Source organism: Acuticoccus sediminis (assembly GCF_003258595.1).
In the GTDB taxonomy this organism is placed as follows: Bacteria; Pseudomonadota; Alphaproteobacteria; order Rhizobiales; family Amorphaceae; genus Acuticoccus; species Acuticoccus sediminis.
Map to the genome: position 1 here is coordinate 134,931 of NZ_QHHQ01000002.1, position 11,812 is coordinate 146,742.

The following is an 11,812-nucleotide window of genomic DNA, read 5'->3' on the forward strand; positions in this document are numbered from 1 at the left end:
GGTCCGGCGGCCGCCATCGTCGAAAGGCCTCCCATGAACGTCCTGATCGTCTACGCCCATCCCGAGCCGACGTCGTTCAACGCGGCCATGAAGAACGTCGCGGTGGAGACGCTCTCGGGTCTCGGCCATGAGGTCACCGTGTCCGACCTTTACGCGACGGGCTGGAACGCGGTGGCAGGGCCGGCGGACATGACCGGCCCACCGTCCGACGGGGACCGCTTTTCATTGGCGCGCGAGCAGACCGCCGCGATGGAGACAGGGACAATCGCGCCGGACATCGCCGCCGAGCAGGCGAAGCTCGGCGCGGCCGACCTCCTGATCCTGCAGTTCCCCATCTGGTGGTTCGGAATGCCGGCGATCATGAAGGGCTGGGCGGACCGTGTCTTCGCCCGGGGTTTCGCCTACACGACGGGCCGCAAATACGACACCGGCATGTTCCGAGGCAAACGCGCGATCGTCGCGGCGACCACCGGCACGTCAGCCGACACCTATGCGCCCGACGGCATCGACGGCGATATCCTCGCCGTGCTCTGGCCGGTTCACAACGGCCTGCTCCGCTACACCGGGTTCGACGTCCTGCCTCCCTGCGTCGCGTACATGCCGGGTCGCGAGAGCCCCGAGGTTCGCACCACGCAGCTCTCCACCTGGGCCGACCGCCTCCGCACGCTCGACAGCACCGAACCCCTGTTCTTCCACCCCGCATCCGACTATGGCCCGAACGAGCGCCTCAGGCCGGGAATCCCCGCCAGATCCGCCGTTCAACGGAACGTCTAGGCAGATACACGCGGGTTCCGGTACGTATTCGTCGGCGGCGCGACGGCAAAAAAGTTTGCGCCACTCTGAGCGGAGACCATGCACAACCATGTGCCCCAGCTCCAATATTCGACGATATCGACATCACAACCGGCCCAGCATTCGGCCGTGGGCCCGAGATCGGCGGAAAAGCTCGTCGACGTCGGACCAATCTCTTGTTCCGCTCTCGCGGGCAGGCATCCCGCCGACCGTCCGCAATGGACATCACTCGGAGAGGGCGGGTCCGAGCGCGTCGATCGCCACCCGGACGGTGGCGGCCGACGTCATGTCAGAGTGGACCGCCAGCCAGATGTCGCGGCGGAAGACGTCCGCTTCGGTGCCGACACGCACGAGCGCGGGATCGTCCCCGGCCAGGAAGTCCGGCAGCATGGCAACGCCCGCCCCGGCTCGGGCGGCGGCGAGCTGGATCTCCGCCGTGCTCGCGGCGAAGGCGATCGGCCGGCCGCCCGCGATCTCGCGCAGCCTGACCTGTTGCGGGGCCGCTTCAAGGGGAGCGTCATAACCGATGAACGTCCACGCGGCCTCCGGCGTGTCGTCGAGGTAGGCGCGAGTGGCGTAGAGGGCGAACGCCATCACGCCGACCTTCCGGATCGTCAGCTCGCCGGCCTCCGGGCGGCTGAGGCGGATCGCGATGTCGGCTTCGCGCAACGCGAGCGCGGCGCTCCGCGGCTCGCCGATCAGCCGGATCGCGAGCGCGGGATGCTGCCGCCGCAACGCCGCGAGGGGGGCGACGAGGCGGGCCGCCGCCAGCGCGGGCGGGGCGCTGATCGTCACCTCGCCGGAAAGTTCGGACCGCGAACCGGCTGCCGCCCGGCTGATCGCGGCGGCATCGGCCTCCATCGTCTTGGCGAGCGCTGCGATCCGGGCCCCGTCCGGCGTCAGCGTCAAACGCCGCCCGCGCCGGTCGACCAGCTTGAGCGCAAGCTGCGCCTCGAGCGCCGCAATCCGGCGCGCGACGGTCGCGTGCTCGACCCCGAGCGCCCGCGCTGCGCCCGACAGGCTGCCCGTCGCGACGAAGCCGCGGAAATGACGGAGGTTCTCCCAGTCCATCCGTCAATTTATACCCAATCATTGGGAGGAGAAGCGGGATTTTCTCACAGACGAGAACCGGTCATCGTCGCCGCCTGCAAGAGGAGACGGCGCGACATGGACATCGACATACGCATCACGACACCCGGCGGCCCGGCGGCGCTCGAGGTGACGGCGAGCGAGGCGCGGGAGCCCGCCGCCGGTGAAATCCGCCTTCGCCAGCAGGCCATCGGCGTCAGCTTCATCGACATCTACCATCGCGCCGGGCTCTACCCCCTGGCGGCGCCGGGCATTCCGGGCGTGGAGGGGGCCGGGATCGTCGAAGCGGTCGGCCCCGGCGTGGAGGACCTTCGGGTGGGCGAGCGCGTCGTCTATGCGGGCGCCGTGGGAGGGTACGCGACGACGCGGTGCCTGCCGGCCTGGCGCGCGGTTCGGCTACCCGACGACGTTCCGATGGAGATCGCCGCGACGTCCATGCTGCGCGGCCTCACGACCCACATGCTGTTTCATGCCACCTGTCCGGTCGGTGCCGGATCGGTTCTCCTCGTGCACGCCGTGGCGGGCGGGCTCGGCATCATCCTGACGCGCTGGGCCGCACGGCTCGGCGCCCGGGTGATCGGCACGGCGAGCACGCCGCAGAAGGCCGCCGCCGCGCTGGCGAACGGGGCCGATCATGTCATCGTCGGCCGTGATGCCGACATTGCTGCCGAGGTGATGCGCCTCACCGGCGGGGCGGGCGTCGACCTCGTGATCGACGGTATCGGCGGGGCGATGCTCAGAACGTCGTTGCGATGCGCTCGCCCCTTCGGCGCCGTCGCCAGCATCGGCTGGGTCGCCGGCGGGGTCCCTCCCATCGCGATCGAGGAGCTGGGCCTCGCATCGCTCTCGAAGCCGAGCGTCATGGCCTACTCTGCCGATCCGGCTCGCTACGTCGCCGCGGCCGAGACCGTCATCGAGGCGTTCCGATCAGGTATCGTCGGCGACGTCGGCGGACGTTATCCGCTCGGCGACGCGGCCGACGCGCACCGGGCTCTGGAGGGCGGACAGACGCAAGGCGGGCTCGTTCTCCTGCCATAGACGCCCGGCCGCATCCGGATCGGTCGCCAATGGCACGATCCGCCCGTCGCGCCCTGGTCGGCGGACGGCGACCCGGAGCGATCAGTCGGAGCGGCTGGACCCGGATGAGCCGCTCACGCTGACCAAGGCGTCAGCGATGCGGCTGCGTGGAAAAATGCCGGTATCAGGGCGCGAAGTGACAACGCATGTCTCTCGCCACCCTACTGTGACGTGGTGCTGGCAAGCGGAGATTTTCGGGGGCTTTGCGCACTGACCGGCAGGACGATGGAGGAGGTCTGCGCTCACCATCACCTGCATCATCAGGGAACCGTTCACAGAGGGTTGTTGGCCAGACGGACCGGCAATCGGTCCCGTAAAAGCCATTCCTGCGGCTGGTCCGTTGAAATTAGTGGTGCCGCAGAAGGGACTCGAACCCCCGACCCCATCATTACGAATGACGTGCTCTACCAACTGAGCTACTGCGGCCTGCCGGTCGGCCCCTCTTTAGTCGGGAACGGACGCGCCCGCAACCGATTTTCCGACTTCTCCGCCATGCAGTCCTGCGCGCCTTGGAATGGGCACATTTCGTCGCAGCCCGGCCGTCCGGGGCCACGTCAGGCCCGGTTCCTCGCGGCGCCTGGGAGCCGTGCCGACGCGTCCCGGGGCAGCTCCGGGTGGCCGTAGAGGATGGATGCCGCGGCGCACCATCGGGACACCGCCCGGGGACCTTGCGTCCCGGGCCACGACCCGCCGAAGGCATACCGGAGGCGACGGATTGCGGGCGAATCCGGCCATCGCGGCGACGCCAGGGCCATCACGCTGCATTGCGCAAACGGCCTGACATATCGGACGCTTGGCCGATACGGACGGCGCCGCATCATTTCGGCTTGTCATACCAGTGGCGGCGACCCCCGCACGGCCCAGTTCCGGTGTGAATTCCGGCGCATGGGCCCATAGGCTGCGCATATCGCTCTAGGAGACGGGCGGTAAATGTGCCACACACCCCGATACAACAAATCAAGTATGGGGAGAGTCATGAAGTCCTTCTTCTGCGCCGCCGTCGCTCTGGGACTCGCCGCCACCCCCGCCCTCGCGCAGGGCGACGGGTGTGACAGCGGCGAGACGGTCATCAAGTTCAGCCACGTCGTCGCCGCTCAGGGTCACCCCAAGGGCGAGATGGCAGAGGCGCTCGCCAAGCGCGTCAACGAGGAGATGAACGGCAAGGCCTGCATGCAGGTGTTCCCGAACTCCCAGCTCTACGACGACGACAAGGTCATGGAGGCTCTCCTCCTCGGCGACGTGCAGCTCGCCGCCCCGTCGCTCTCCAAGTTCGGCGCCTATACGGCGAAGCTGAACCTCTTCGACCTGCCGTTCCTGTTCACCGACATGAACGCCGTCGACAAGTTCCTGAAGACCCCGGAGGCCGAGAGCCTGCTGACGTCCATGTCCGACTACGGCTACATCGGGCTCGGCTACATCAACAACGGCCTGAAGCAGTTCTCGGCGGACAAGCCGCTGCTCGTCCCGTCCGACGCCGCCGGTCTGAAGTTCCGCATCCAGACGTCCGACGTCGCCGACGCGATGATCCGCGCCCTCGGCGCCAACGCCCAGAAGCTCGCCTTCAACGAGGTCTATGGCGCGCTGCAGACCGGCGTGGTGGACGGCCAGGAGAACTCCTACACCAACATCTACACGCAGAAGTTCTTCGAGGTGCAGGACGGCATCACGGAGACCAACCACCAGCTCCTGACCTACTTCATCGTCACCACCCAGGACTTCCTCGATTCGCTGGATGACGAGACCCGCGAGCAGTTCATCACGATCCTCAACGAGACCACGGACGAGTACAACCAGCGCTCGACCGAGCTCAACGAGCAGGCCAAGCAGAAGATCATCGACGCCGGCGGCGTGGTCCGCACGCTGACCGACGAGCAGCGCCAGCAGTGGGTCGACGCGATGAAGCCCGTCTGGGACCAGTTCTCCGACAAGATCGGCCAGGACCTGATCGACGCGGCGGTGGCTGCGGGCCAGTCCAACTCGTAAGGCCTGTCTCAGCGGAGCCGAACCGGCTCCCACGACCCAACGGGGCCGGGCGCTGCGCCGGCTCCAGGCTGAAGAGCACCGGGGCCGGCAGCCGCGCGGCCCCCCTCGGCGACGGGACGGCGCATGTACGACTTCATCGTGAACTACCCGCTCGGCGCGCTGGCCGCGTTCGTGGCGATCTACTTCCTCCTCGACCGGATCGCCCCGGCGGCCATGAACGTCTTCGAGGAATCGCTGATCGCGATCATCCTCGCCCTGATGGTCATCGTCGCCTTCGTCCAGGTCGTGCTGCGCTACGGCTTCAACTCCGGCATCACCGGCGCGCTGGAGCTGAACCGCATCCTCTTCGCCTGGCTCATCCTCTTCGGCATGAGCTACGGGGTGAAGATCGGCGCGCACCTCGGAATCGACTCGCTGATCCGCTCCTTCCCCCGCCCGCTCTTCCGCGCATTTGCCGTGTTCGGCGCGGCGGCGGCTTTCCTGTGGGCGATCATCCTCATCCATGGCACGTGGCTGTCGATCTTCGGCGCCACCTCGCGCGGCGGCGGCGCCGTCGACTACTGGGTGCGCTTCTTCAAGCTGCCCCTCGGGCTCGACGACCTCGTCTACCCCTCGTTCCTGCGCGAGTTCGCCGGGCAGGACCGGGTGCACCGGTGGGTCGCCTACATGATCCTGCCGATCGGCCTCGGCCTCTTCGCGATGCGCTCGGCCCAGGCGCTGGTCGAAATCGCCCTCGGCCGGCGCGAGCTCATCATCGCGAGCCACGAGGCCGAAGATCTCGTCAATGAAAACAAAGACGTCTTGAGGGACTGATGGAAGCCGGGATCCTCTTTGCGCTCGTCTTCGCGCTTCTGCTGCTCGGCGTCCCCGTCGCGATCTCGCTGGGCCTGTCGTCGCTGCTCCTGATCGCCTTCTTCTCCAACGACTCGATCTCCTCGGTCGCCCAGCAGCTCTACACCGCGTCGCAGAACTACACGCTGCTCGCGATCCCCTACTTCATCCTCGCCTCCGCGTTCATGTCGACGGGCGGCGTCGCGCAGCGCATCATCCGCTTCGCGATCGCCACCATCGGCTCCCTCCGCGGCGGCCTCGCGATGGCCTCGGTGCTCGCCTGCATGCTGTTCGCGGCGCTGTCGGGCTCCTCGCCCGCCACGGTGGTCGCGATTGGCACCATCGCCATCGCCGGCATGCGCCAGGTCGGCTACTCCAAGGAATTCGCCGCCGGCATCATCGCCAACGCCGGCACGCTCGGCATCCTGATCCCGCCGTCCATCGTCATGGTCGTCTACGCGGCCGCGACGGACGTCTCGGTCGGTCGCATGTTCCTCGGCGGCGTCGTTCCGGGCATCGTCGCCGGGCTGATGCTGATGGTCGCCATCTACATCATGGCGCGCGTGCGGGGCCTGCCGAAGGGCGAGTGGGAAGGCTGGGGCGAGTTCCTGCGCGCCGGCAAGGACGCGGCCTGGGGCCTCTTCCTCATCATCATCATCCTCGGCGGCATCTACGGCGGCGTCTTCACGCCGACGGAGGCCGCCGCCGTCGCCGCGGTCTACGCCTTCGTCATCGCCCTCTTCGTCTACCGCGACATGGGGCCGATGAAGGGCCGCCGCTTCCTCGCGGAGAACACCAGCGACACGGCCCGCGTCGGCTTCTTCGCGTGGGTCTACGGCCTCGCGCTGTGGGTGATCGTGCTGATCATCGGCTACTTCATCGGCGGCGAGGGGGCGATCGCGGAGCGGGCGCTCGTCGGCCTCGTCCTCGGCGTGGTGTCCGGTCTCGCCTACATCACGCTGAAGACCGGAGCCGCGTCGATCCCGATGGCGCTGGTGAAGGGCCTCGCGATCCTGCTCAGGAACGTCGCCGAATCGCTCGCCTTCGCGCCGCTGACGATCGTCCATCCCGAGACGCGCAAGGTCATGATCGACGCGGCGCGCACGACGATCATGCTGATGTTCATCATCGTCAACGCGCTGCTGTTCGCGCACGTCCTCACCTCCGAGCGCATCCCGCAGGCGATCACCTCGCTGATGCTGGACGCCGGCTTCGACTGGTTCACCTTCCTCATCGCGGTGAACGTCCTGCTCCTCATCGGCGGCCAGTTCATGGAGCCCTCGGGCCTCCTCCTGATCGTCGCGCCGGTCGTCTTCCCCATCGCGCTGGAGCTGGGCGTCGACCCGATCCATCTCGGCATCATCATGGTGGTGAACATGGAGATCGGCATGATCACGCCGCCGATCGGCCTCAACCTGTTCGTCACCTCGGGCATCACGGGGATGAGCCTCGTCCAGGTGGTGAAGGCGGCGGCGCCGTTCGTCGCGATCCTCTTCCTGTTCCTCATCCTGGTGACCTACGTGCCGGCGCTCTCCACCTGGCTGCCGACCGAGCTGATGGGCCCGGAGATCTCCACCCGCGGCCCGACGCCGAGCACCTGACTGCAGGGCAGGACGAAAAAAGGCCGGGGAATTCCCCGGCCTTTTTTGTTCGAACAATAGGCGGTCGTTATTTGACGATCATCGTTTCGGGCAGCTCCTGGTAGGCGTCCGCGTCGTACTCGTCCATCGCCTCGATGTCGCTCTGGGACATGTCCGTGTTGAGGACGACGGCGCTGCTGGTGATGGTAAGGTCGCCGTAGGGGAAGGCGAGTTCCTTCTCGCCGATGCCCAGCACGCCGCCGACGGCGATGATGACCACCGGCGCGTCGGTCGCCGGGTCGAGCAGGACCGCATGCACCTCGCCGACCTCCTCGCCCGCCGAGTTCATCACGTCGGCCCCCTCGAGGGCGGAGACGTTGATCTGGTACGGCACCGTCGAGATTGTCGCGACCTCGTCCTCCACGGAGGCCGTGTCCGCTCCGGCCGCCGCGGCTGCGCCCTCGCCGGCCCCGGCGTCAGCGTCGGAGGGCTGCGGGGACTCGCTGGACGCCGCGTTCGCCTCGTCGGTCGGAGCGGGCGCCTCCGCCGGACGGTCCGGCTCGCCGGTCCGGGCCTGCTCCTCGCCGGAAGCGTCCGTCGCGCCGGCTTCGGTGGCCTCCTCCGCCGGCGTGTCCGCCTCCGCCGATTGCGGCGCCTCTTCGGACGCGGGGCCCGTCCCGGCGGGGGCGGCCGCCGCCGCTGCGGCCTCCGTCGCGGCGGTCTGCCGATCCGCTGCGGTGCCGGCCTCGCGCGGCGGCGTGGCGGTCGCCTGCGCCGTGTCCCCGGCGGGCGGTGCGGCATCCGCGGCATCGGCGTCCGTGGAAGGCGCCGCCGCCGGCTCTTGCCCGGCCGTGTCCGACGGCGCGGCCGCAGGCTCTTCCACGCCGGGGTCCGGCCGATCGACCGCGGCAGCCTGCTCGTTCCCGGCGGCGCCCTGGTCCGTGGCGGCCTCGGCGGCGGAGGCCGGCGCGGCCGGCTGGTCCGCGGCCTCGCCCTCGGGGGCGTCTCCGCCAGCCGGCGCCTCCGCGGTCTGCGCCGGCGTCTCGTCCGCCGTCTCCGCCCGGGGAGGCTTGGCCCGGGCGACGTACACCTCGAGCTCGGGGTACATCAGCGTGCCGTCGGTATTGCGGTCCGCCTCGGCGAACAGCGTGTTGTAGTCGTCCATCGCCTCGTCGGAGAGCGTGATGCCGCGGTCATCGAGGCAGTCGATGTACTCGTCCATCGACAGGCCGGTGTCGCCGTTCTCGTCGAGTGCCAGAAATTCCTCGTTGCTCATCCCGGCGATGTCGCAGTCGCCGAAATCGGACTGGGCCGAGGCGGAACTCGCGGCCAGAACGGCGGCCAGCGCCGTGCCCAGCATCCACTTGTTGGTCATCAAAGACTCCGTCGTCACGATGGGGTTCGGCTCTCGGCGCGGGGCCTGCGCGGCCTCGTCGAGCCAATACGCTCGTCCGACTGATGTCTCGCAAGTGCGGTCGGACGGCTGTGTCGAACGACACATCGTCTATCGGTTAGACCGAAATATGGTCGGATCGCCGCGACCGCGTAGCCGCGGCGATCCAGCGCGTCCAGGTGAGGTCGCCGGTTACTCGACCATGGTGTCGGGCAGCGGCGCGTACTTCTCCTCGTCGTACTCCGGCATCGCCTCGAGGACGTCCTCGTTGGTCGAGGTCGAGAGCGTCGCGGTCTCGCCGTCGTAGTCGAGATCGCTGTACGGGAAGACGAGCTGCGTCGCGCCAAGACCCAGCAGGCCGCCGACGGAGACGACCACCATCGGCTCCTGCGTCGCGCTGTCGATGACGACGTCCTTGATGGTGCCGATCGTGTCGCCTTCGACGTTCACCAGCTTCTGGTCGACGAGGTCGTCCTTCGGGATGGTGACCGCGACGGCCGTCCCTTCCGTGGCCGGCGCCTCGCCTTCCGCGGGGGCTTCCGCCGCCTCCGTGGGCGCTTCGGCCGCGGTCTCGGTCGTCCCGGCGGTGTCGGCCGGGGCCTCCGCCGCTTCTGCCGGCGTCTCGGCGTCCTCAGCGGGCGCCTCGGCGGTGTCGGCCGGGGCCTCGGCGGTCTCCGAGCCTTCGGCCGGGGCCTCAGCGGTGTCGGCGGGCGCCTCGGTGGTCTGGGCCGGCGCCTCGGCGGTATCCGTCACCGGAGCCTCGGATTCGGCGGCCTCGGGTTCGGCCGTCTCGGCGGGCGCTGCCTCGGGCTCTCCGGTGGTCTCGGCGGGGGCCTCCGCGGTCTCGGCCGGGGCTTCAGCCGGGGCCTCGGCCTCTGCGGCTTCGGTCTCCGCCGCGGGCTCCTCGGCGGCGGGCGCTGCAGCCTCGGTCCCGGCTGCGGGCTCCTCAGCGGCGGGCTCGCTCGCCTCGGCCGTCTCGGGCTCGGTCGCCGGCTCCTGCGCAGCGGGCTCGGCGGCCGGCGCCTCGGTCGCGGCCGTCTCGGTGGTCTCGGCGGCCTCCGGGGCCTCCTCGGCCTTGGCGGCATCCTCGGCCGGCTGGTCGGACGGGGCGGACAGCGCGGCGATCGCCTCCTCCTGCGCCGCGCCCGGCTTGTCGGTGCCCGCGTCGGGCTGGGCGGTGCCGCCGCGCGCGACGTTCACGTTCGGCTCGGCCTGCTCGACCGAAACCTGCGGCTCTTCCTGCTGGATCTCGACGTTGTAGCTCGGCTGGGAGACCTCGACCTTCGGCTCCGGGGTCTCGACGCGCACCTCGGGCGCCACGGCGCTCACCGCGACGTCCGGGTCGGCGGGCGTCACCTCGACCTCGGGGTCGGGCTGGTCGACCTCGACCTCGGCGCGCGGCTGGTCGATCGACACGGTCGGCTTGGCCTGCTCGACGATCACCTCGGGGTCGCGCAGCTCGACCTTAACGTCCGGCTCGACCGGGGTCACCGTGACCTTGGGCTTCTTCTGCGTCACCGTGACGATCGGGTCGTACTGGCGCACGATGATCCGGGGCGCGGGCTGCGTCACCGTCACCGTCGGCGCGGGCTCGAAGACGCGCACCGTCGCCGCCGGCTGGCGCACCACGATCACCGTGCGGCCGGCAGCGGAGTCGTCGGCGGACGCTGCCGGGGTCTCGCCTTCGGGCGCGGGCGCAGGCGCCGTGTCCTGCGCGAGCGACGGTGTGGCGGCAAGCATGGCAACGATCGCCGTGCAGGTCCAAAGCTTCATGGGAGCTCCTCTTTTGTTTTGCGAAGGCGTGTCAGTGAGCCGCCCCTGGCAATACCGCGCGACGGCCATAAACGCACATGAAAACGCCGGGGCAAACTGCCCCGGCGCGAATGGCGAACCGGTGTTCCGCCTTAGTCTTTCACCTCGGTGAAGCTGCTCTCGTCGTATTCCGCCTGATCGTCCAGCGTATCCTCCGAGAGGTCGGTGTCGATGACGGCGCGGTCACCCTCCATCGAGACGTCGGACAGCGGGAAGGCGATGTCCTTGTCGCCGATCCCGAGGAAGCCGCCGACCGAGACGACGACGTACCGGTCACCCGTCGCCTTCTCGATCACGAGCTCGTCGATGGTACCGATGTCGTCGCCGGTGTTGTTGGTGGCGGTCACGCCCTCGATCTCCTCGGCGCTGATGTCGAGCGCCGCGCTCTCCTTGGCGGCGGCGACGTCCGCGCCCGTCGGGGCGGCGGCCGGCTCGGTGGCGTCGGTCTTGCGCGGCATGGCGTCGTTCTGCGCCACCTCCGCGGTGGCCTCGTCGCCGGCCTTGCCCGCCTCGGTGTTCATGGCGGCGGTGGCGTCGGCATCGTCCGCGGCGTCGGTGTCGGCGGCGTCATTGCTGGCGCTCTCGACCTTGACGTTGTCGTCGGACTTGACCTTCTCGATCACCACCTCGGGCTTGGCCTGATTGACGACCACCTTCGGCTCGGCCGTCTTGACCTCGACGTTCGGCTTCGCGGTCTCGACCGTCACCTTCGGCTCGGGCTGGGTGACCGTCACCTTCGGCTCGTTCTGCTTCACGGTGACTTTCGGCTTCGCCTGCTGGACCTCGACCTGCGGCGGCGGTGCATCGACCACCACGCGCGGCTCGGCCTGCTGGATCGCCACCTGAGCCTCGGGCTGCTGAACCTCGATCTCGGGCGCAGGCTGGGTCACCGCGACCTCGGGCTGCGCCTGCTCGACGTTCACCTTCGGCGCGTTCTGCGTCACGGCGACCTCGGGTTGCGCCTGACCGGATGCGGCGGTCGTCTGCGCGCCGCCGGAGGCGTCGAGGTCGGCGATCACGATCATGTCGTCATCGTCGTCGTCCATCTCGTCGAAGGCGTCGAGGGCGGCCTGCCGCTGGTCGTCAGCGACGTTGTCGTCGAGGCACGCGGTATATTCGTCGCGCGTAATCTCGCCGTTGCCGTCCTTGTCGATGGCGGCGAGGGCCGGGGCGCCGCCCTCCAGCGAGCACGGCGACGTCGTCTGCGCGAGCGCTGGGGTCGCAGCCAACAGGGCCGCGAGTGCAGTGCCAGTCA

At 69.3% G+C, this 11,812-nt stretch carries 9 protein-coding genes and 1 tRNA gene; 5 read left to right on the forward strand and 5 right to left on the reverse strand.

Going from position 1 to position 11,812, the window contains the following annotated elements; genetic code table 11:
* Nucleotides 1-33 precede the first annotated feature (33 nt).
* On the forward strand, nucleotides 34-774 hold the full coding sequence (locus tag DLJ53_RS08865; RefSeq protein ID WP_111344424.1) for an NAD(P)H-dependent oxidoreductase: 741 nt from the start codon (nucleotides 34-36) through the stop codon (nucleotides 772-774).
* Nucleotides 775-1,017: 243 nt separating this feature from the next.
* On the opposite strand, the gene DLJ53_RS08870 is transcribed toward DLJ53_RS08865, so the two are convergent.
* Nucleotides 1,018-1,863, reverse strand: a complete 846-nt coding sequence (locus DLJ53_RS08870; RefSeq protein WP_111344426.1) for a LysR family transcriptional regulator — start codon at nucleotides 1,861-1,863, stop codon at nucleotides 1,018-1,020.
* A 96-nt stretch (nucleotides 1,864-1,959) separates the two neighbouring features.
* Here DLJ53_RS08870 and DLJ53_RS08875 point away from each other — a divergent pair, with 96 nt between their 5' ends.
* On the forward strand, nucleotides 1,960-2,919 hold the full coding sequence (locus tag DLJ53_RS08875) for a quinone oxidoreductase family protein (RefSeq protein WP_111344428.1): 960 nt from the start codon (nucleotides 1,960-1,962) through the stop codon (nucleotides 2,917-2,919).
* Nucleotides 2,920-3,308: 389 nt separating this feature from the next.
* Here DLJ53_RS08875 and DLJ53_RS08880 read toward each other — a convergent pair.
* A tRNA-Thr gene (locus DLJ53_RS08880) sits at nucleotides 3,309-3,384 on the reverse strand.
* 549 nt (nucleotides 3,385-3,933) lie between these two features.
* Between DLJ53_RS08880 and DLJ53_RS08885 the strand changes: the two genes are divergently transcribed.
* The 3 genes from DLJ53_RS08885 to DLJ53_RS08895 all read left to right on the forward strand — a co-directional run bounded on the left by DLJ53_RS08885 (nucleotide 3,934) and on the right by DLJ53_RS08895 (nucleotide 7,373).
* Nucleotides 3,934-4,941 (forward strand): DctP family TRAP transporter solute-binding subunit, encoded by a 1,008-nt coding sequence (locus tag DLJ53_RS08885; protein WP_111344430.1) that lies wholly within the window; start codon nucleotides 3,934-3,936, stop codon nucleotides 4,939-4,941.
* 123 nt (nucleotides 4,942-5,064) lie between these two features.
* Nucleotides 5,065-5,754 carry a TRAP transporter small permease gene (locus tag DLJ53_RS08890; RefSeq protein WP_211100567.1) on the forward strand — a complete coding sequence of 230 codons (690 nt, stop codon included), beginning with the start codon at nucleotides 5,065-5,067 and terminating at the stop codon, nucleotides 5,752-5,754.
* The gene (locus DLJ53_RS08895; protein ID WP_111344432.1) at nucleotides 5,754-7,373 is read left to right on the forward strand and encodes a TRAP transporter large permease; all 1,620 of its coding nucleotides are present in this window, start codon (nucleotides 5,754-5,756) and stop codon (nucleotides 7,371-7,373) included. The genes DLJ53_RS08890 and DLJ53_RS08895 overlap by 1 nt, the downstream gene beginning before the upstream one ends.
* Before the next feature lie 67 nt (nucleotides 7,374-7,440).
* Here DLJ53_RS08895 and DLJ53_RS08900 read toward each other — a convergent pair whose 3' ends face one another.
* The 3 genes from DLJ53_RS08900 to DLJ53_RS08910 all read right to left on the reverse strand — a co-directional run bounded on the left by DLJ53_RS08900 (nucleotide 7,441) and on the right by DLJ53_RS08910 (nucleotide 11,786).
* A complete protein-coding gene (locus DLJ53_RS08900) occupies nucleotides 7,441-8,727 on the reverse strand; it encodes a PRC-barrel domain-containing protein (protein WP_111344434.1) in 1,287 nt (428 codons plus the stop codon).
* A gap of 210 nt (nucleotides 8,728-8,937) precedes the next feature.
* Nucleotides 8,938-10,518 carry a PRC-barrel domain-containing protein gene (locus DLJ53_RS08905; protein WP_111344436.1) on the reverse strand — a complete coding sequence of 527 codons (1,581 nt, stop codon included), beginning with the start codon at nucleotides 10,516-10,518 and terminating at the stop codon, nucleotides 8,938-8,940.
* 131 nt (nucleotides 10,519-10,649) lie between these two features.
* Nucleotides 10,650-11,786 (reverse strand): PRC-barrel domain-containing protein, encoded by a 1,137-nt coding sequence (locus DLJ53_RS08910; protein WP_111344438.1) that lies wholly within the window; start codon nucleotides 11,784-11,786, stop codon nucleotides 10,650-10,652.
* Nucleotides 11,787-11,812 lie beyond the last annotated feature (26 nt).